Annotated in this window: 19 protein-coding genes; 7 read left to right on the top strand and 12 right to left on the bottom strand. The window is 62.4% G+C overall.

Annotated features, from left to right (window positions below; translation table 11 throughout):
• Positions 1–6: 6 nt before the first annotated feature.
• From ACT01B_RS07800 to ACT01B_RS07745, 12 genes are all read right to left on the bottom strand, one after another.
• Positions 7–1,179 carry a hypothetical protein gene (locus ACT01B_RS07800; RefSeq protein WP_445147449.1) on the bottom strand — a complete coding sequence of 391 codons (1,173 nt, stop codon included), beginning with the start codon at positions 1,177–1,179 and terminating at the stop codon, positions 7–9.
• A complete protein-coding gene (locus ACT01B_RS07795) occupies positions 1,176–2,123 on the bottom strand; it encodes a glycosyltransferase (protein WP_445146796.1) in 948 nt (315 codons plus the stop codon). The genes ACT01B_RS07800 and ACT01B_RS07795 overlap by 4 nt, the downstream gene beginning before the upstream one ends.
• Positions 2,102–3,376: an O-antigen translocase gene (locus tag ACT01B_RS07790; protein WP_445146795.1), complete on the bottom strand. Its 1,275-nt coding sequence runs from the start codon at positions 3,374–3,376 to the stop codon at positions 2,102–2,104. Before ACT01B_RS07790 ends, ACT01B_RS07795 begins: the two co-directional genes overlap by 22 nt.
• Positions 3,373–4,485 carry a DegT/DnrJ/EryC1/StrS family aminotransferase gene (locus tag ACT01B_RS07785; RefSeq protein ID WP_445146794.1) on the bottom strand — a complete coding sequence of 371 codons (1,113 nt, stop codon included), beginning with the start codon at positions 4,483–4,485 and terminating at the stop codon, positions 3,373–3,375. Before ACT01B_RS07785 ends, ACT01B_RS07790 begins: the two co-directional genes overlap by 4 nt.
• Positions 4,485–5,414: a GNAT family N-acetyltransferase gene (locus ACT01B_RS07780; protein WP_445146793.1), complete on the bottom strand. Its 930-nt coding sequence runs from the start codon at positions 5,412–5,414 to the stop codon at positions 4,485–4,487. The genes ACT01B_RS07785 and ACT01B_RS07780 overlap by 1 nt, the downstream gene beginning before the upstream one ends.
• Positions 5,401–6,354, bottom strand: coding sequence for a hypothetical protein (locus tag ACT01B_RS07775; protein ID WP_445146792.1), 954 nt, complete (start codon positions 6,352–6,354; stop codon positions 5,401–5,403). Before ACT01B_RS07775 ends, ACT01B_RS07780 begins: the two co-directional genes overlap by 14 nt.
• 6 nt (positions 6,355–6,360) lie before the next feature.
• Positions 6,361–7,026: an acetyltransferase gene (locus tag ACT01B_RS07770; protein ID WP_445146791.1), complete on the bottom strand. Its 666-nt coding sequence runs from the start codon at positions 7,024–7,026 to the stop codon at positions 6,361–6,363.
• Positions 7,011–7,448 carry a sugar 3,4-ketoisomerase gene (locus ACT01B_RS07765; RefSeq protein ID WP_445147448.1) on the bottom strand — a complete coding sequence of 146 codons (438 nt, stop codon included), beginning with the start codon at positions 7,446–7,448 and terminating at the stop codon, positions 7,011–7,013. Before ACT01B_RS07765 ends, ACT01B_RS07770 begins: the two co-directional genes overlap by 16 nt.
• A 196-nt stretch (positions 7,449–7,644) precedes the next feature.
• Complete coding sequence (locus ACT01B_RS07760) at positions 7,645–8,313, bottom strand: c-type cytochrome (protein WP_445146790.1); 669 nt, start codon at positions 8,311–8,313, stop codon at positions 7,645–7,647.
• 47 nt (positions 8,314–8,360) lie between these two features.
• Entirely contained in the window at positions 8,361–10,976 is a 2,616-nt protein-coding gene (locus ACT01B_RS07755; RefSeq protein ID WP_445146789.1) for an MtrB/PioB family outer membrane beta-barrel protein, read from the bottom strand.
• 12 nt (positions 10,977–10,988) lie between these two features.
• Positions 10,989–12,128: a DmsE family decaheme c-type cytochrome gene (locus tag ACT01B_RS07750; RefSeq protein ID WP_445146788.1), complete on the bottom strand. Its 1,140-nt coding sequence runs from the start codon at positions 12,126–12,128 to the stop codon at positions 10,989–10,991.
• A gap of 511 nt (positions 12,129–12,639) precedes the next feature.
• Positions 12,640–13,725, bottom strand: a complete 1,086-nt coding sequence (locus ACT01B_RS07745) for an acyltransferase family protein (RefSeq protein WP_445146787.1) — start codon at positions 13,723–13,725, stop codon at positions 12,640–12,642.
• A 508-nt stretch (positions 13,726–14,233) separates the two neighbouring features.
• Between ACT01B_RS07745 and ACT01B_RS07740 the strand changes: the two genes are divergently transcribed.
• The 7 genes from ACT01B_RS07740 to ACT01B_RS07710 all read left to right on the top strand — a co-directional run bounded on the left by ACT01B_RS07740 (position 14,234) and on the right by ACT01B_RS07710 (position 20,973).
• On the top strand, positions 14,234–14,944 hold the full coding sequence (locus tag ACT01B_RS07740; protein ID WP_445146786.1) for a hypothetical protein: 711 nt from the start codon (positions 14,234–14,236) through the stop codon (positions 14,942–14,944).
• Between the two features lie 67 nt (positions 14,945–15,011).
• A complete protein-coding gene (locus tag ACT01B_RS07735; protein ID WP_445146785.1) occupies positions 15,012–15,596 on the top strand; it encodes an RNA polymerase sigma factor in 585 nt (194 codons plus the stop codon).
• The gene (locus tag ACT01B_RS07730; RefSeq protein ID WP_445146784.1) at positions 15,593–16,228 is read left to right on the top strand and encodes an anti-sigma factor family protein; all 636 of its coding nucleotides are present in this window, start codon (positions 15,593–15,595) and stop codon (positions 16,226–16,228) included. Before ACT01B_RS07735 ends, ACT01B_RS07730 begins: the two co-directional genes overlap by 4 nt.
• Positions 16,225–17,526 carry a S8 family serine peptidase gene (locus ACT01B_RS07725; RefSeq protein ID WP_445146783.1) on the top strand — a complete coding sequence of 434 codons (1,302 nt, stop codon included), beginning with the start codon at positions 16,225–16,227 and terminating at the stop codon, positions 17,524–17,526. Before ACT01B_RS07730 ends, ACT01B_RS07725 begins: the two co-directional genes overlap by 4 nt.
• 80 nt (positions 17,527–17,606) lie before the next feature.
• A complete protein-coding gene (gene folE2, locus ACT01B_RS07720) occupies positions 17,607–18,548 on the top strand; it encodes a GTP cyclohydrolase FolE2 (RefSeq protein ID WP_445146782.1) in 942 nt (313 codons plus the stop codon).
• A gap of 173 nt (positions 18,549–18,721) precedes the next feature.
• Entirely contained in the window at positions 18,722–19,492 is a 771-nt protein-coding gene (locus tag ACT01B_RS07715; RefSeq protein ID WP_445146781.1) for an ATP-binding cassette domain-containing protein, read from the top strand.
• A complete protein-coding gene (locus tag ACT01B_RS07710) occupies positions 19,489–20,973 on the top strand; it encodes an ABC transporter permease/substrate-binding protein (RefSeq protein WP_445146780.1) in 1,485 nt (494 codons plus the stop codon). The genes ACT01B_RS07715 and ACT01B_RS07710 overlap by 4 nt, the downstream gene beginning before the upstream one ends.
• The last annotated feature ends 26 nt before the right edge of the window (positions 20,974–20,999 follow it).

Raw genomic sequence — 20,999 nt, 5'->3', positions numbered from 1 at the left:
AAGGGATCAGGATGAGAGTTTTCGCGCATCCGCCTGCAACACGGCGACGTTCGGGCCGAACCCTGGCACCCGCCGGTTCGGGAGCAGCCCCACCAAGGCCTGAAGCACGAGGCAAATGGCGATGAAACCGGCGTTCGTCCAGGTGAATGCTTGCGGCGCGAACGGCGACATCAGACAGACATAGGACATGCGCAGAAAGATCAGCAGCGAGAACAGCGAAACCCCTGGATACAGGCGACGCACACTCCAGCGCTGCAGGACATAAAGCAGCACGATGGACATCATGGCGCCCAGTGGCCCGAGGGCGAGAAGGAACGGCAGGAATTCCGAGCCGACGTTGATGTTCGATGCATCCAGCGGAATGTCCGTGCCGGCCGTGGCGATCGAACCGCTCATGGGCACGAGCTGGTTGATGAGGAAGCTCGCGTTCGAATAGTGCTTGGCCAACATGGAAGCGAAGTTGTATGGCCCCGCAGTCGCATAGAGCAGTAGCCACTGGACGCCCACCGGCATCGCGCGATAGAGGTCACTAAACGGCAGCGCGACCGTGTCCAACGTCCCGGACCGGAGAATGCCAAGCACGGAGAAGACCGTACCGCCGATGACCGCAAGTAGACTAACGGTCACCCACGGCAAGCGTTTGGCCTCATCCCTGCGGAATACGATCACCAGCGCCGTCGCGAATAGCGCGGCAAAAATCCTGTTCCGGTCAATCACCAGCACCGGAAAGGCAAACCCGATGAATATGAGTGCGCCGCGCAGTCGCTTGCTCCGGGTGCACAGCAGGCCGATCGGAGGAAGCACCCAGCACATATCGGATATGTGCCGCACATGCAGCCGTCCACCCTCCATCTGGGCGTAAGACGCCGGAGCATCGATCAAGGGAATCGGGAACAGCACCAGGTCGAGCACGCAAAACAAGATGATGAAAGCAGCAAAGCCGAGCGCAACGAGGGATTCGCGCGTTCCCAGGTAATTCCTCGCACGAAACAGACTCGGCCCCGGCAGTCTCAATCCAGAGGCCACATCGAACAGCATGATGAGCACGGAAATCACCACGAGCAGGAGGATGCCTTCCAGGTAGCCGGGGGGAAGCTTGTACGTGAACAAGGTCAGCCCGCAGGTCAACAACATGGGCAGGCACAGATAGATCGACGGAAGGCGCAGGACTCTCCTCATGCCCCTTCCGCCAGATGCAAGGCCGCCCGCAATTTGATCCTGGTCGCCATGGCGAGTGACAGATAAACGAGGAGGTGAAACGTGAGCGGCCAGAGGCGCCGCTGAAGGAACGAAATCTTGGCGCCGATAAAGTGCGACTGCGCCCTGAGCAAACTGCGATACGGGTCCCTGAACAGGCATTCCCGGCGCATGGCAACGCTACGCGACTCGAGCAAGTTGAGGATCCGCGCCTTGGTGTCGCGCGTCCTGCTCAGGTTCGCACTGTGGAGGCGGTAGGCGCAGACACAGACGTCGATAAACCCGATCGCATCATGCGATGCCAGGCGGAGGAAGAAATCCCAATCGTCGATCCGCAAGCTCTCGTTCCAGCCCGCCACGGTTTCCAGGGAGCGCTTGCGAATCAGCGCCACCGGACCTCCGATGGCCCAGTGGCTGATTACGGCCCGGCGGATGCCTTCGTCGGACTGGTACAGGCCTTTCTTGGCATGGTGCAAATCGCACATGCCACTGTCGAAGAGCTTCTTGCCCTCCTGATCGACCACGACCGAGTCACCGATCACGGCCCACTTGCGCGGATGCTCCAGCAGGTAGTCCACCTGCGCATCGAGTCCGCCGGGTAGCAGGTAGTCGTCACTGGCACCGAGCCGCAGAAACTCGCCATGAGCGCGCGCGGCCAGCTCGTTCATGGTCGCTGCGATGCCTCGATTGTCGCGGCGCACGTATTCGATAGGTATCTCGTCGCGATGTCGGCTGACCCACTCGCTGATCCGCTCGCCGGTACCGTCCGTCGATCCGTCATCGATGATGACCAGTTCCTTGGATTCATACGGATCTTCAAGCACGCTATCCAGACAGCGCTCCACGAAGCGCTCATGATTGAACGCGGGTATCAGCACCGAGACCAAGGGCGCCGCCGACCTCTTCATCGATAGTCCGCCGACCATTGCCCCAGCCCTCCGAGATAGCGGCGCGCGACCACGATATTGAAGATGAGATAGAGGAAATAATTCGTCGAGAACGCGTAAATTGCACCCACTAGTCCGAAATGCGCGGTGAACGCATAGACCAGCACGAGGTAACTTGCCGCAAACACGCACTCGGAGATGATGAATAGCCGCGTCATGGCCTTGGCCAGCATGAGATAGGACAGTACGAAGGAAGCGATCTTGATGACGTCGCCCACCAGTTGCGGACCGTATAACCCGTTCGCCTGCGAGAACTCGCCGCTGAAGAGCACCAGCGTCACCCAGCTCCGCATGAGGTAAACGGCCAGCGCCAGGCCCATCACCAGCGGCAGCAGGAAGCGGTAGGCCTGGCGCAGCTCGAGCAGCAGGGATGCGCGGTCGTTGATCGACGCGAGCTTCGGCAGGTAGTAGATGTTGATGGCGGAGGTGATGAAGAGCAGGTAGGCGTCAGACACCTTGCTCACGGCCTGCCAGTAGCCCACTTGCCGCCAACCGAACTCACCGACGAGATGGTCGCGGACCGCGATATTGACCAGCGGCGGAAGCAAGGCAGAGGTGAGCGTCATGGTCGAGAATGCCGCCAGCCGCGCGACCATTTCACGATCAAAGCGCACCTTGAGCATGCTGCGATTGAAATACGGACTGCGCCACCACGTCGGCAGACCGACCGCCAGCCACAGGGTCTGGCCAAGCACCAGGGCCAGCAGCGCCCCTTGCAGATGCAGCCAGCTTGAAAACCACGCCACCATGGCGATATTGAGCACGGACCCGGCAATCTGCACGAGGGCGAGACGGCGCACGTCCATGAAGCCATTGATCACGGCAAGAATGTAGTTAGCCAGTGCGATGCCTAGCTGGGCGACGGCCAGCACCCGGATCAAGGGTGCATAGCGGGCATCACCCAGCAACCACTGCGCCAATTGCGAGCTGAAGACCAAGGTGGCGGCGCCGATCACCAGCGAGGCGCCGAGCACATACCAGAGGGCAGCCCCGAGCAGGCGCGCCAGGCGTTGCGCATCGTCACGGTATTCCGCGATGTACTTGACCAGGCCGGCCCCAATGCCCCCTCCGGCAAAAACCGCGAGCAGCGACATGAGGCTCATGAACTGGCCCAGCTTGCCGACCCCCTCCGGGCCCGTGAACGAAGCCACCAACTTGATCACGACCAGGCCGGCAAGCAGGCGCGCGCCGGTGGCGGCGGCCGAATAGAAACTGGCGCGCGCGATGTTCATGGCGAGCACCCGAAGGCCTGGCAAGCCTGGATCACCTGCTCCACCGCGTCACCCGGCAAGGTCGGCCCCATCGGAAGGCTGAGTACTTCGCGATGCAGTCGGTCCGTCAGTGGCAAATGTGCACCTTGCAACATCGCGTAGGCCGGCTGCCGGTGCGGGGGCACCGGATAGTGCACCTGGCTCTGGATGCCACAGCCCTGCAAATGCTGTTGGAGGGCATCGCGATGGCCGCTGCGGACGACGAAAAGATGCCAGGCATGCTGTTCCTCATGCGCCACCGCCGGAAGCAGGATGTCAGGCTGGCGGATCGCATCGCGATAGCGTCGGGCCACCTGGCGGCGCCTCTGAACGTCCTCATCGAGATACTTCAACTTCACGCGAAGCATGGCGGCCTGCATCTCGTCCAGTCGCGAATTCACGCCACGAAACGGATGGTGATACTTCACGTCGGAGCCATAATTGCGCAGTGCCGCCACCTGCGCGGCGAGTGCGGCGTCGTCGGTGACCACGGCGCCTGCATCGCCCAAGGCCCCGAGATTCTTGGTAGGAAAGAAGCTGAAGCCGGCGGCATCCCCGAAGGCGCCCGCCTTGCGTCCGTCCCGCCTCGCGCCGTGCGCCTGCGCCGCGTCCTCGATCAACAGCAAGCCGTGTTGCTTGGCCACGCTGGCTAACACGGGCATGTCGGCCAACTGGCCATACAAGTGCACCGCCATGATGGCGCGCGTACGCGGGCCGATGGCTTCGTTCAAGCGAACCGGATCGATGTTGAACGTCGCGGCGTCGGGCTCCACCGGAACCGGCACAAGCCGGTTTTCGGTGATGGCGAGAAAGCTGGCGATGAAGGTATTGCCTGGCACGATGATCTCGTCACCTTCTCGCAGGGCGCCGAGCTCCTTGTAACCGCGCAGGATCAGCGACAACGCATCCAGGCCATTACCCACGCCCACGGCATGACGGACGCCGCAGTACGCGGCGAACTCCTGCTCGAAGGCCGCCACTTCCTCGCCAAGGATGTACCAACCCGAATCGATCACGCGCGCCGCGGCCGCCTTCAGCTCGTCGGCATAACGCGCATTCGACTCCCCCGCATTGAAAAATGGGACATTCATCAGAGTGCCCATTCGTAGAAGTCGTGCACCACGCCGCGCGCCCCGAAATACTCCTTCTGCGAGATCAGACCACCATTCAACGCCCTTCCTTCCTGTTCGGTGGAAATGCCAAAGGAGAAGTAATGTCGGTCGCCGTAGCGCTCGATTAGCTCGGCCAGCAACAGATTGAGCGCATTCACGCGCCTGCCCTCATCCGATGCCGCCAGGTACTGGGTATGCACCCCACGGCCAAAGTCGTAGACGATGGCGCCGGCCAGCAGGCCACCGTCGCGGCGCGCGTCGTAGAGCACGATTTGCTGCGGAAAGCGCGCCTGCAACAAGCGAAGCTCGTCCAGGCTATGCGTCGGCGCGGCGCCATGGTTGCGCAGCACCTCGGCAAGCAGCGTGTGGAAGCCTGCCAGGTCCGTGCCTGGCTGGATTTGCAGGCCGGCCTTCCGTGCATTGTTAACGGCGCGGCGACGCCCGTCGGTGAAGCAAAACGATTCCTTCAATGCAATGACCGATGAGATGTCGCGCCGTTTCAGGCGCGCGCCGAGCCGATGCAGGGCATAAAGATCCTCCTCGGCAGGGTACGCGTGGAATATGTGCGGCACGGCCTTGTAGATGACCTTCTCCACGCCAAACGCGCGATAGGCCTCGCCGATCAACTCGAACACAGCAAGCGTCGATTCCGCACGCAACGCATGCGTGCTAATGAGGCCGGCATAGGTAAGGCCGCCATGGCTCAACACTGTCTTACCCTGGACATTGGCGGGAAAGATCGCCACCGGCACGCCGTTACGTTCGACGATGAGGGAACGGTCGTCAAAGCGGTCGGCGTGGTAGTCCATATAATCTCGCCGATGCAAGAACACGCCGTTCCTCGACTGCTCGACCACCGCATCCCAGGCGCTCGCGTCCGACCGACGGTAGGGCCTAACCGCAAGCATGCAGGCCACCGTCGACTTGCGTCTGTAGCGCTTCGGCAACCCCGAAGCCATCGATCCCCATGTCATTGCCGTTGTAGAACATCAGGAGTTTGTCACGCTGCCGAATCAGCGCCGGGTAGCAGATGACCCGCGAGTCCCATCCGCTGGGTGACAACGAAAGGCCAAGCGCCTCATCGTGACGCTCCCAGTGAATGCCATCCGGGCTGTATGCGAGCCCCGGAAAATACTCGCCCGTGACATTGCCCCGCGTGAAGTACATGACGTAACCAGCGTCCATGCGATAGACGCGTGGCCGGCCGATGCGGTATTCACTCCCGTGAGGCTGCAGGCACACCTGGTCCTCCCGCGGGATCGCGCCAAGGTCGTTCGTCTCCACGTAGCGAATGTGGTAGCGCGGAAACGGTTGTCCATCGATGTATTCCCAGTCGTCGCCCACCGCATACCACAGGCGCCAACGATCTCCTTCGCGAATGACCGAATGAACCGCAGCGATGGTGCTCCGTCCTTGGGCTCGATCGAGAATCGGCGTTTCCTGGGTCCGTTCAAAGCGTTCGCCGCCGTCGCGGGACACGGCCAGACCGGTGAATGCCAGGAACTTGGCCTTGGCCACGCGCTGGAAGCCGACATAAAACATGTACAGGCCATCCGGCGCGTCGACGATATCGCCGAGAATCATGCCGTTGTCATCGAAGCACCCGTCCCTGCCGATGTCGATGACCGGTTCGAGACTCACACGGACCACCGACGACGGATCGTCGGCGCGAACGTCCACGTAACCGATTCTGCTGATGCCCTCGTCGTCGCGAAATCCCGCGTAGACGCGTATCAAGTGATCATTAATGCGGTAAGGGGTCGGGGTGAGTGCCGAATGACGCATCCAGCCACCCACGCTGCGCTGGGCGGTGTCGAACACCAGTCCCTTCTTGGTCCAGTCAAACATTACCTCTCATAACCTCACATCGAAGCTGGAGCGATCGGGCACCGCGTGCGCGGGCGATCCGACGTAGACCCGGCCAGGCTCCGTGTCGCGCGTAACCAGCGCGCCGGCACCGATTACGTTGTCGTTGGCAACCTTTATGTGATCGTTGAAAGTGGTATTGACCCCGATAAAGCTGCTGTCGCCGATATCGCAATAGCCAGAAATTACGGCATGCGATGCCACGAATACGTTGTCCTGCACGACCGTGCGGTGACCCACATGGTTACCGCTCCATAGGACGCAGTTATTGCCGATGCGGACAAAGGGTTGGATGACGTTATTTTCGAAGATGAAGCTGTTCTCACCAATCTGCGCATTGCGCCAGACAAAGGCCCGCGTGCTGACATAGGTGGCGAACCGATAGCCTTTACCTTTCGCATCCAGATAGAAACGCGCTCGCAGCCGGTTTAGCTGGCTGGCCGGTATGGCAACAAAGACCTCGTAGTCCGCCGGCGAGTAAAGTGTCTCCAGGTCCTCGTAAGCCACCACGGGCCGATCGGCGATGGTCGGCTGGGTGAGGTACTTTTGCTCGACGCTGAAGGCGACGACGTCGTAACCGCTATCGTGCTCGAAATATTCGCAGGCAATCTGTGCGAACTCGCCCGCCCCGATAATCACTAGCGGCCTTGGCATGCTGGTACGTCTCCCATGTACGTGTCGCCACGCACTTCGCGCATGAAAGCATCGTAATCCGTAATGTAGTCCGCGGGATCGTAGAACTGGTCCGCCAGGACCATCAGCACGCAGTCCTCGCTAAAATCGTACATTTCGCGCCATACCATGCGGCGCAACAGCAAGCCCTGCGACGGATCGTTGAGCACAACCTTGCGCGGACCTTCGCCATCGTCCAACAGAAAGGTGACTGAGCCACGCACCGACACGGCCAACTGATTGAGGTTGCGATGCGCATGCATGCCTCGATGCACATCGCATTTGGTGGAGAACAAGTAGTACACGCGCCGGATTTCAAACGGCACGTTGCGATCCTTTTCCAATGCAATGAGCATGCCGCGATTGTCGCCATGCATCTGCAATTGGACTCGTTCGATTTCCATATTCCAGGCCAGGCTGCGGATCTTGAACGTGACTAACTTTTCATTGGGTGCCGCCTGGCCGGCGAAAGGTTGCATCGAACTGGGGCCCCGGACGTCAGCTCCGCTCTGGCTGTGGGATCGACCGATGGACCGGCCGACTCAGCCCCACGCCGACGTGCGGCAGGCAGGCCGGCCTGCGCCGATTCGGCGACCGACATCACAAGGTGCTGAGGTAAGCCGACAGTGCCTGTATGTCGTCATCACTCAGCGTCTGCGCCACGCCGTGCATCACCTTCGCATTGCTGTTGCCCGCGCGCGTACCGCGCTTGAAGTCGCCCAGTTGCTTGGTCAGGTACAAGCCGGACTGGCCACGCAGATGCGGAAACGTGGCCCATGGTGGTTGTGGCGCACTGCTTGGATACGGTTGCGGGCCGAGGCCTGCCGGTCCGTGGCAAGCCTGGCAGGGTGGAATGCCTCGCGCGGGATCGCCGTCCAGATACAACTGCGCCCCGCGCGCGCTGGCATCGGCCTGCCCCGCCGGCTTCGGCGGCAGCGAGGCGTAGTAGCTGGCCAGGTTGCGCATGTCCTCATCACTCAACGCCGCGGCCTGGCCAGTCATCACCGGATCCTTGCGCTGGCCATCGTGGAATTCCTTCAACTGTACATAGAGATAGCTTGCCGATTGCCCGGCCAGATTAGGAAAGTTCGGTGCGATCGCCACGCCCTGCGGGCCATGACAGGCCAGGCACACCGCGGTCTTGCCGGCACCGGCCTTGGCGTCGCCACGGATCGGGCGCATGCGACGCAGGTCCTGCGCGCTGGGCGGCGCGGCGGAGGTGCTGGCCGCTGGCGGCTCTGCCGCAACGTCGAGTACGACGGTAGACATCAGCAGGCAAACCCACAGGAGACTTCTGCGATACGTCATCACGGCTCCTACAACTTCAGGTTCAACATGACGCCGACCAGGCTCGCGTTGTAATGCAGCTGGCCGCCCTTGTCGGTATAGAGGCGGTGGTCATAGACGAGCGTGTTGTTCAGCCCCAAATAGTGCCAATCACTGAATGCACCGGTTTCGTAGCGGCCATACAGGCGCACGCCGACGTTGCTGGTGACGCGAAAGCTCAGGCCCAGGTCGAGCGTATTGGTGCTGTACTTGTTTTCGGGAAAGCCGCTGGCGGCTGCAGCCACGCCGGCGGCATCACGGTAGGCCAGCGCGCCGATGGTGGCGTAGTTGTAGCCGACATGACCGAACGAGCCGGTATAGTTGTACCTGAGGTCGGCACGCGCTCGACCAAAATCGTGACTGAAGGTGAGCCCGGCGTTGCGATTGGTTTCGCTGTCGTACTCCCACCACTGATTCGCATAGGGATAAAACGGCCCACCGAGGTTAGGGTTGGATTGGCCGATTCTGCCGTAGATATTGCCATTGTCGGCATAGTCCGCATCGTTGACGTTGGAGATGCCCATGCGCGAGCCTTCGACCCCGAGGGAGACGTTCATGGTGGTCGCCGGGGTCGGCTGCCAATCCCACTGCAGGGTGGCGCCGGTGGTACTGGTGCTCTGCCGGCCGATCAGCGCATCGTAATTGTCACGATTGCCGTAGAACGTGGCCGAGACCGTGGCCGACTCGCCCCATGGATGGGTGACGATCAGGCGCGACTTGCTTTCTGTGCGATTGGACAGATCGTACATGCGCATGTCGGCAACGGTGTAAGCCGGCAAGCCAATGGACGGCGTGACGAAGCCGGGAAGCGACTGGGAGTAGAACTGCACGTACGAATCGTAGTTGTACTTGTCGCCATCGCGCCTGGCATATTCCCAGCTCAACCGTATGGTGGCACCGACGACATCGCGACTGACCCAGTCGAACTTGAGGCGTTGGTCATCGACGCGACTGCGCTCGCGATACTTCGGCTCGTTGCGGTCGAAGGTGTAGGTGAGGCCGAGCGAGGTCTTGTGGCTAAGCTGCCAATCGGCGCCCAGCTCGAGCACCGAGTCGGTATAGCTGATCGGTATGTTGCGCACGGGGACGCTGCTCGACGCATACAAGGGGTTGGTCGGATCGAAGATGCCGGTCCCGCCCGGTACCACGCTGCCTTGCGAACCGTTTTCGGAGATGAAACCGTACTGGCCGGTAAGCGGGTTATAGGCGAGATAGCGGGTCTTGTCGTCCTCGCGATACCAGCGCAAGCCGGCATGCCAGCCGAACGCTTGCGTGGGATGAAAGGTCGCCCGTGCGTCGAGCAGGGCGGTGTCGATCCGCGCATGCGCGCTGGTCTCCGACAGCGCCGCCGGGGTGTTCCAGTTCGCGCACTGGAAGGTGTAGTCGGCTGTCGGTGCGATGTAGACGCCACCGGTACCGGTGCAGTTGGTCGGCGGCAGCAACGAATCGTTCTGACGCATCGTTCCCCACGCGCCAGCCATGGTCAGCTGGCCGTTCCATTTCAGCTCGCGCGACAAGTCCAGTCGCACATTGTGGTAGTCGTTGTTCGGCTCCAGCGAAAATTGGCCGGTAGTGATATTGGCGACCTGCGGCACGCCGACCACGTTGGACAAGGCAAACGGGCTCTGGAAGTCCAGGTAGTCCTTGTGATTGCGGAAGAACGAGCCGTTGTAGGTCGCCAGGAAGTGCCAGACCTTGCCGACGTTGCGCACACTGAGGTTGATGTCGGTGGTGCGAAAATCGATGGGCCGCACCGTTTCCAGAATGCCGCCGTTGTCGGCGAACGGGTAGTTGAAGTACATCGGGCCGCCCCATAGACGGGTGCCCGTGCGCTTTTCGTTGGTGATACCGGCGGAAGCGATCCAGTTTTGATACACCACGCCCTCGTAGCTGAGCCCTTCGCGCGTGCGGGTGAGCCCGATGGTGTGCTCCGGCGTGGCAGCCGACACAGCCGCCACCTGCGCAGGCGTGCTTCCACCGGGGACCAGCGACGGGGGCAGGGTCAGATGGGTGCTGCCGACACCATTCCAGATCGGGTAGGCATTGGTCGACACGGTATGTGGCATGTCGCGGTAGAAGGCCTCGATCCGATAGCTGCCGTATTGGCCGGCGCGCAGGCGATAGAACTGATCGTCGGCGCTGAGGTGGCTGCCCCGCAATTCGACATATTCGCCGGTCTTCGGATTCTGGAAGTCGAGTGCGAGCAGGCCCAGAACGGGTCCGCTGCGCCAGTCGGCGTACTGGCGAAAATACTCCGCGTTGCGATCACCGCCGACATGGAGGTAGCCGAATTCGATCTCGCCGTTATAGAGCCAATCGCCCTGGCCCAGCGGCTTGCCCGCGTTGACCATGGGCGGATACGGATACAGCGCGCCGGTGGGCGTGCGCAGCATGCCGGCGTGCAGATAGGACATGCCTTCGGGATCGGCCGGTTGCAGCATCGGTGCCCAGCCAAGCGGATCGAGTGCATTGCCAAACTGCATATCGCCCACACGCATCGTGTCGCTGGTATCACCCGCCAGCGCGTCCTGCATGCCGAACAATCCCAGCAGCAGGCTCAGAGTCAGGACTGTCGGCGTTGTGCGATTTTCCTTCAGCGCAAGCATCGTCCGCCTCCGTCACTCGTGGAACTTCGGTCCGGAAGGATTGTTCGAGCCGTGGATATTGCTATGGCAGGTCAGGCAGCCGCGCCCGATGATCCGCTCGTCCGGATGCGGGCCGTTGCCGAGTCCGGCCGGGGTCTGCAAATCGTTCGGATGCAGCGTCATGGTGTGACACTGCTGACACAGCATCGGGATCGGTGCGACCAGCAGCGTTTGCTGGTTGGAGCCATGCACGTCGTGACAGTTGAGGCAGTTCTCGCGCACCGGCGCGTGCTCGAACAGGAATGGCCCGCGCTTCTCGGCGTGGCACGTGTAGCAGGTTTCATTGACCGTATCGGTCTTCAGCAGCGGCTTGGTGATGCTGCCGTGCGGGTTGTGGCAGTCGGTGCAGGCCATCTGCCCTTCCGGCAACGGCATGTGCGAGCGACGGTTGAACTTGGCGCGAATGTCCTGATGGCAGGTCGCGCAGACCTCATTGATCGACGATTGCGCCAGCAGGCCTTCCGGCGACAGTCGTGCCATCGGGTTGTGGCAATCGGTGCAGGACAGTCCGCGGTTCTCATGGATCGAACCGTTCCAGTGCTGCCGTGCGCCGCCGGCATGACAGCCCAGACACACGCCGGCCTGGACGCGTGGCGGTGTCTTCGCATCGTGCGTGAACGCGATGATCGAACCCGGTGCGGTGGGACTCTTGGCGTGCTCGGAACCAGGGCCGTGGCAGCTTTCGCAGGCGGCCTGCGGACCGCTGTTCGCCGCGCCGGCGCGGAACGCGATGACGTGCAGGCTGTGCGAGGCTTGCAGGTTTTCCTGCGCGTGGCAGGCCACACAGGTCTTCGCGCCCACGGCGTCGGCGTTCGGTGCCAGCGGGTTGACCGGAATCGTGGCGGCATCGAACGGCGTGGCCAGGCTGTTGCTGACCGGCGGAAGGTGTGGATCGTTCTGCCGTGCCGCGTTGGCCCCCATGTCGGTGGCCGGCAGCATTCTCGCGATATCGCCCTGGCTGAGTCCGCTGGAAGCGCTGTGCCCGGCATCGGCGGGGGGGGCTGTGCTTGCAGCCGCTTGTTGCGCCTGTGCGCTATGTGGGCTCAGCAACATACCGCCTGCGACCAGCATCAGGCTTAGCAAGGCCGCAAAAAACAACGAAAATAAACGCATAGCTTGGAGCCCCTTGGCTAGCGCGAACCCTCTACCCCTATCGTCTGGAACCGCCCATCGGTTCCGTGCCCATGAATCGCCAGTGCGTCTCCCAGCCCGCACCAAGATCCAGCATCCTGCCACTACGATCGCGTCCGATCCCGTCCAGCCCATGCCGAACGAGATCGTCCGTCCACGACCCGCTCCGGCGGCAGCACACAAGGACCCCGTGCGGCCGCGCTGTGCCGTGTGTGCCCGGACGGTTCCTTTTGGTTGCAAACGATTTCGAGATGGTGGGCATATCACCCGTGCCGATCGGTCGATATCGGTTCCAAAGCGAGCCCCGCCCCTTTTCCCGCCAGGCACCTGGGGATAATCGACGCAGACGCGCATGCCGACGTGGTACGCCGATGGCGTCCCTGGGTCCGGGCTTTACTGAGGCGCTTTTGTCGCGCTGTCGGTGCGACCGAGCTCCAGCGCTACCGGCTGCGTCCTGGCCAAGAGCTTGTGGCCGATAGCAATGCCTCGTTTCTCAATCAGCAGATACGAGATGGCTGCCACCGAGGCCAGAACGACCATCGTCAGCGCCGCTGACGATCCAAAAATGCAGCGGCGACGACATGGCGTACGTGCCCAGAACAGATGGCGCGAAAATGAGCGACAGCGTGAGGCCATGCAGCAAGTAGAGGCTATAACTCGCATGCCCGAGGCGCACGGCACCTCGCGTCAGGAGCAGACCAAAAATCGATGTTCCCGAAGCAATGAGCAGGAAGAACAGGCCGAGCAGACACACGCCGGCCAGGGAGTACGCCGTCGAGCTAAGCGCCATGGCCCCGATCAACAAACACAGGGCGATGCTTGAACGAATGATTCCATCCCCATGCCACTGGGGCAACTGCCTCGCGACCGAAGCGGCGGTCATTCCACACAGGAAAAATGCGACGTAATAGACCGTCTGCCCTGCAAGACCTGAGCTTGCGTACAGCGTCAAAATCAGTGCACTGACGACGATAACCCCGGACCAGCGGGTTTTCACCATGACGGACAGGGCCAGCAACGAGGCATAGAACACCCACTCAAAAAACAAGGTCCAGGTCATTCCCACGACGAGCATGCTGCGCGCGTCGCCCAGGAACCGTGGCGGATACGGATAGGCGCCGAAGGCCAACCACTTCATGGCCTGCCCCATCGCCTCCGTGATCGGCACGGGCGAGTTGAAGCCCGTGCGATAGAGCACGATCGCGAAGTAGGCAACCATCAGGAACCAATACAGCGGGACGATACGAAAGAATCGGTGCGTATAGAGCTTCAGCCATCCCGGGCGACCTGACGTATCCAGCAATCGTCCCCAGAACAGGTAGCCGGTAATCATGAAGAAAATCGATACACCGAGACTGCCGAGATAGAAATACACGTGGGACGTCGGCAGCTGCACGGCGCCGCTCGCACCAGCAGCGCGGCGCATCGACATATGGTTGAAGACCACCGCCAGCGCCAGGAAAGAGCGCAACCCGTCGAGGGTGACGTCGCGGCGCATTGTCCGTCCCGGGGCCGCATCAAGGCGTCGGAATATTCCGGTGGATGCGATGCCCAATACTCCCGCCATGAGCACGAGCATGGGCCATACGGAGTGGAAGTCGAAGACAGTATCCGTTGCCACGTTTCAAAGGGCCCGGGTCATCGCATCGCTGGGGCGAGCTTATCAGGGTGCCGGGGATGCTCTGATTAACTCTGCGCAGGCGTCACCGGCTCTGTCCGTCCGCATCCCTAGAGGAGTAGCCGCCCCCTTTTGGCCCCTTCAACCGTATAGTAGTCAAGGGATCTCGACCCGGGTGACGCTTACGTCCAGGGTGCGAGTGCGGGTCACTGAGACGATGGGCCGATGCTTCGCGACGAATCGTTTACAGGCTTTCATCGCAAAACCCGCTCCGTGGACTGCGGGATCCGACGGCGCCGAAATGCGCGCGCCTGAGACATCCATGCCGACATTGCTCAGCCCAGGCGCAAACATCCGTTTTCACCCTTGCTTCACCAACCCCGCTCGCCCAGGCCTCGCATACGCGGTGATCGCGCGCATCGGTCACGGTCTTGGCTGTGCATGGCTGCTCATCGGCATGGGTTTGCCCATGGCAGCCCATGCCCAGGCTACGAACTTGAACGGCACCGTGGCGCTCAGCTCGCAATTGGTGGATCGAGGCCAGGCGGTCACGCCGCAAACGGCTATCCTGCAAGGCGCAGGGTCCTACTCGTTTGCCACTGGATGGTCCGTGGGCTTATCGGCGAGTACTGAAGTGCGCTCGCCAGATCGGATTTCTGAAGCGCTCGCGCAGGCATCACGCTCGTGGTCGCTCGCCGCGGACTGGCAGGCACGGGCTGTCCTGGCCTATTACGACTACCCAAGCAATGCGCATGCGCGGGCCTATAACCGCGTCGAGGCCACGTTCGATTGGATTTACCGGGACGTACTCACGTTTGGCCTGTCCGCAATCTACGGCATCAACACCGAGGGCTCCCGCCTGCGCGGTGCGGCGGATGTAGACTTCCATTGGCCTTTGCCGCGACACTTTTCGTTCTCCGCCGGCGTAGGCGTCACGCGATCTGCTGTTACCCCCTGCAATGCCGGCGGCCAGGGATGTGCAAGTTCCTACGGATACTATCAACCTGGCTACTACGAACCCGTTCCGGCGGAGACCTACGGCTACGGCCACGCGGGCTTGATATGGAGCATGGGGTCCTGGCACATGGAGCTCGACCGCGTCCTAACCAGCGGGCTCACCCATCCCCCCGGCGGTTTCGATACTGCCCCCTGGGTGGCCACGATTTCCTACTCGTTTTGACGCGAAGGCAACCCCCTTGCGCTGAAATGGCACTCATGGGTCGAATTACCACCCTTGTGAGGCGGCCATGAACGACGCCGACATCGACGCAGACGCCACGGACCGCATACTGCTGCAGCGGATGGCGAGCGGCGACCGTACCGCGTTGGCGGTGCTATACCGCAGCTACCACGGCAGGCTGTGCCGTTTTCTTTCCCGCTTGACCCGGCGACCCGACGTCATCGAGGAAGTCATCAACGATTGCTTGTGGATCACCTGGCAGAAGGCGGGCAGCTTTCACGGCGACTCACGCGTTTCCACCTGGGTCATAGGCATTGCCTATCGCTGCGGACTAAAGGCGCTGCGGCAACATGGCGATGAGCCCATGGAAGATGACGCGCTGACGCAAGATCGCTATCTGTCGCATAACCCTGACGAGGATCGCGAGCTGCGAGATTGGTTGGCCAAGGGTATGAATCGACTATCGACGGACCAGCGGGCGGTGATCGAGCTGGTCTACGGACTGGGCCACACCCTGGACGACGTCGCCGTCATCATGGAGTGCCCCGTGGGCACCATCAAGGCGCGCCTGTTCCATGCGCGGGTCAAACTGCGCAATACGCTGCCGGCGCTTGCGGGCGATTCCCCCATTCAGAAAGAGAGCGCGTCATGAAGTCTCCCTCGGATATCGACATGGATTGTGGTCGTGCCTGGGAGGCCATGCCCTGGGCGCTGCAGAGCGGCGCTTCGCCAACGCATGACGAATGGCTGAGTCAGCACCTGACCCAATGCGATGCGTGCCGCGCAGAGTTCGCGCAACAACGTCGGCTGCAGCTTGCCGTCTCATTGCCTCCGGATATCGTGCTCGATGTAAATGCCGGGTTGCGGCGATTGCTGGCCAGGGTCGATGCCCCCGATACACAGGACGTACCGTTCCGTTCGCGTCCCGCAAGTTGGTTGACGCGTGCACTGGTCGCTGCGGTGTTGGTCCAGGCCATCGGCATCGGGGTGCTGGGTGCAAAGCTCTGGGTAGAAGGCGGCCACCCGGCCTATCGCACGCTAAGCCAGAATGCGACGCCAGCACCTGCGGGCGCGATCCATGTGGTGCCTGACGACAGCATGAAGTTGGCCGAATGGAATGCCCTGCTTCATGCCCTCCAACTGCAGGTCGTGGGTGACCCCAACGACGTTGGCGCATACACCGTCGTGCCGAGGGGAACTGCCTCAACGACGAAGGATATCTTGCAGAAACTGCGCGGGACCCGGGGCATTCGTCTGGCCGAGCCGGTTGCCATTACCCAATGAAGCGTCGCGCCCGTATGCTCGCCTTTGTCGCGGTCATGGCCGCGTTGGGTGCGTGTACCCAACCGCGCCCCACCATGCCGAAGAGCGACAAGGCTTCCCCTGGGCTGGCCGGAGCTTCCTCGATGGATACGCAGCGAGACATCGTGCTGGCGGTGGCCAACCCGATCGACCCGCCAGCCACCCACGCGGGCTCAAGTCTGCTTGGGTACACCCCTTCGGGCAGCTATGGTGCCGGCCAACGGGCAGCGTCCACCTTGGCCGCCTTGAAGGAAAGCTATGGGATACGCGAGGTTTCCGGCTGGCCCATCAAGGCGCTGGGCCTGTACTGCATCGTCCTGGAGCCGCCAGCAGGCATGAGCCGCGAGGCGCTGCTCGGAGCGTTGGCGAAGGATAGTCGCGTGCAGCTTGCGCAGCCGCTGCAGGACTATTCCGTCTATGCGGAGGACGCCACGCAGGCGCACCGCTACAACGATCCCTACGTCAACCTGCAACGCGGCTTTGTGCAGACCGAGGCCGCTGTCGCGCACAACCTCAGCCAGGGCAGCGGGGTCCATATCGCGGTCATCGACACGGGCGTCGACATGATGCATCCCGATCTCAAGGGTGGCATTGGCGTAGCGAGAAATCTGGTCGATGCCGATGTGTCGGCGTTCACGGCTGACAGCCACGGCACGGAAGTGGCCGGCATCATCGCTGCGCTTGGCGATAACCATGAGGGCATCGTGGGCATGGCGCCCAAGGCGGTGCTCAACATCTATAAAGCTTGCTGGTACTCCACCACGCAAGGCGCGGGCGCGCATTGCAATACCTTCACGCTGGCCAAGGCGCTGGCGGCCGTGATCGACTCCAATGCGCGCATCGTCAACCTGAGCCTGGGAGGGCCTGAGGATCAACTGCTCGACAAGCTTCTCGACCAGTTATTGAGCCAGGGGCGTATCGTCGTCGTCGCCATGCCTCCGCAAGGAGACGCCGATGGCTTTCCGAGCGATACGCCCGGTGTCATCGTGGTTCGAGTGAGCGATAAGTCGGCTGCGCCACCCAGCGTTCTTAGCGCCCCTGGGGACGACATCCTCACCACCCAGCCTGGCGGCGGGTACGACTTCACTTCGGGCTCGTCCATGGCTGCCGCGCATGTCAGCGGCATTGCCGCGCTCATGCTATCGCTCTCGCCCAAGCTGGATGCGCGCACGGTCCACGATCTCCTGCTACGCAGCAGCAAGACGTCCAACGGCGTGTTCCAGGTGAATGCGGCCTCAGCCATGGTGGCGCTTCGCGCTGAGCAGAAGGCTTCACCCTGATGCCGGCGGCGGCCTCTACCTGAGCTGCCCGGCGAGACTGGGCTGACTACCTTCCGGGCCATGACGATTCGGGTCTTATCGTGAAAGGCACAGAGCGCGCCATTTGCCCGGTAGACGAGGTCACGATCCCGGCGCCGGTCGCCTCATCGAACCTGCCGAACTGGGCCGGCGTGGAGGACGTCGACCTGCCCTTGTGCTTCGATGCCGGCGACGGCGACGTACAGCGGTCACGCGCCAGGGTGGACGCCTTTGTCTGCCTCGCTCGCGGGAAAACACGCGGCATCCGTCGGTCGCGCTTGTATCGCCTACTGGACCGGCACCTCGGCGGCAAGATCATCGATGGCGACGTTCTTGAGCGCCTGCTGAGCGCACTCGTGCAATCGCACGCTGACGTGGCCGATCATGCGCGCATCAGCATCCGCTTCGAACACCTGGTACGTCGCGCCGCTCTTCGCAGCGACAACCGAGGATGGCGGGCGTACCCGGTCCTGATCGAAGCGAGCGTGAGCGCCCAGGCCTTCCATCTCGTGCTTGGCACCGAAGTCGTCTATTCGTCGACCTGCCCGGCCTCGGCCGCACTGTCGCGTCAACTCATTCAACAGCAGTTTGCCCATGATTTCGACACGGGAAGCTGTCCGGATCACGCTACGGTCATGGCGTGGCTGGGAAGCGAACGCGGCATCCTCGCCACGCCGCATGCCCAGCGCAGCACCGCCCGCTTGCGCGTGCGCTTTCTCGACGGAGCCCCGCTACACCTGATCGACCTGCTCGACCGCGTGGAACAGGCGCTGGGCACGCCCGTACAGACGGCCGTCAAACGCGAGGACGAGCAGGCATTCGCCCGCGCGAATGGCGGCAACCTCATGTTCTGCGAAGATGCTGCGCGCCGGATCTACAACGCGCTCCTCGCCGATGAAAGCATCGCCGATTTCCATATCCGGATAGCGCACCACGAGAGTCTTCATGCGCATGATGCGGTGGCCTATGCGGGCCGCGCTGGTGGATCGGCGCCACTCCCTTAGCAGAACCCTCCGATGCCCCGGTTTGAGCATGCGTAGCTGCTGGTAGGGGCTTACGGTAGAGTCCTCACCCATGTCGCATGCTCGCTGCCACCGTGGCTGGGTCTTGGAGACTGCCGGGTCGTCATACCGGACGCATGCCTGCGCGCCATGGATGTGCTGGGCGGGGAAACACCTTGTTCGGCGCTGATTCGGCGCGACCCATCGCTTTCGCGCTGGAGCGCGTGAGCAAGCGCTATGGCTCGGTCGTCGCACTCGCCGAGGTCAGTCTCAGCTTCGCCGTGGGAAGCACCACCGCCTTGATCGGCAGCAGTGGCGCGGGCAAGTCGACCGTGTTGCGCCTGTTGCTTGGACTGGACTGGCCTGACCAGGGTGTGGTCAGAACGGGCGGCGAGATGCTTCAACGCGCACACGTGCTGGAACTGCGGCGGCGCGTCGGCTACGTCATCCAGGAGGGTGGCCTGTTCCCGCACCTCACCGTGCTGGGCAATCTCGCACTGCTGCCGCGCTATATGGGCTGGACGACTGCGCAAGTCCACGCGCGGGCACAGGAACTCGCCGAACTGACCCATCTCTCGCGCGACGTGCTGGAGCGTTATCCCGCCGAACTGTCGGGCGGCCAGCGTCAGCGCGTCGCCTTGATGCGCGGCCTGATGTTGAACCCCGATGCCCTGCTCCTCGACGAACCCCTGGGGGCGCTCGATCCGCTGGTCCGGCATGAGCTTCAGGACGAACTCAAGCGCATCTTCGATCAGCTGGGAAAGACCGTGATCGTGGTTACCCATGACCTGGCCGAAGCGGCGTGGTTTGCCGAGCGACTGGTCCTGTTTCGCGACGGCAAGGTCCTGCAGGATGGCCGGCTTGCGGACTTCTGTGAGCGACCGGCAGACGAGTTCGTGACTCGTTTCGTGAAGGCGCAGCGATACTTGCCAGAGGCATCCGCATGAAGCGCGCGCTGCTCACCGTGCTCACGGTGCTCGCCATGCTGCCTGCGCTGGCCTGGGCAGCGCCGGTGCACATCGGCTCCAAGCAGTTTACCGAGTCGGTGATTCTCGGTGAGTTGGCGCGCCTCAACGCTCAGCAAGCCGGTGTCGACGCCAGGCATCAGCGGGAGCTGGGCGGCACCAGCATCCTGTGGAGCGCTCTTCAGCATGGCGCTATCGACGCCTACCCGGAATATACCGGTACGCTTACTCACGAGCTGTTGAGAGATGTCGCCCCCGACGCCGACATTCCTGCGCTGCGCGAGAAACTCAAACCACTCGGCATCGGCATCACCGACACGCTGGGCTTCAGCGACACCTATGCCATCGGCATGCAGGAGAATCGTGCAGCGCAGCTCCACATTTCGCGCATATCCGACCTGGCGATGCATCCCGAACTGCGCTTCGGCTTCTCCAACGAATTCATGGATCGCACGGATGGTTGGCCGGGTGTACGCCAGCGCTATGGCCTCGCACAAACGCAAGTGCGCGGACTGGATCACACGCTGTCCTATCGCGCCGTCGCGAGCGGCGCCGTCGACGCCATCGATCTCTATAGCACCGATGCGGAGATTCCTTACTACCACCTGCGGACGCTCAACGACGACCGTCATTACTTTCCGCGCTATGAGGCCGTCTTCCTCTATCGACTGGAACTGGAGCAGAGCGCGCCCGCGTTCATCGCCGCTCTACGCAAGCTTGGTGGGCGCATCGATGTATCGTCGATGCAGCGCATGAATGCCGAGGTGAAGCTTGGCGGCATGAAGGAAAGCGACGTCGCCGCGCGCTTCCTGTCCATTTCCCCCGTCGGCGGCGATGGCGGATTCTGGCAGCGCCTGTGGCAGCGCACCGCCGAGCACGTCACCTTGGTCGCACTGTCGCTTGGCATGGCGGTGTTGCTGGGCATTCCGCTGGGCATCTTGTCTGCGCGATGGAAACGCGCGGGCCAGCTGGTCATCGGCGTTACCGGCATCCTGCAGACCGTGCCGTCGCTGGCGATGTTCGTCTTCATGATCCCGCTGCTCGGCATTGGAACCTGGCCGGCCGCCGCCGCGCTCTTCCTCTATAGCCTGCTACCGATCGTGCGAAATACACATGCGGGCTTGATCGACATACCGCTCGAGCTGCGCGAATCCGCCGCCGCACTGGGCCTGCCGGGCAGCGTGCGATTGCGTCGCGTGGAACTGCCCATGGCGACGCGATCGATCCTCGCCGGTATCAAGACCGCGGCGGTGATCAATGTCGGTACCGCTACGCTGGCCGCCTTGATCGGAGCCGGTGGCTATGGCCAGCCCATCCTCACCGGCATCCGCCTCGACAATATCGGCTTGATTCTGGAGGGGGCGGTGCCTGCCGCCGTACTCGCACTACTCGTGCAAGGCCTGTTCGAAGGTGTCGAACGATGGCTTACGCCGCGCGGGCTGCGCCTCGAAGCGAGGCAGTAGTTGGCGAGACAGGCGCATAGGTCCTG

The organism is Dyella sp. Tek66A03, assembly GCF_052567735.1.
The sequence above is the reverse complement of the archived record's forward strand: the minus strand, read 5'-3'. Positions and strand labels throughout refer to the sequence as shown.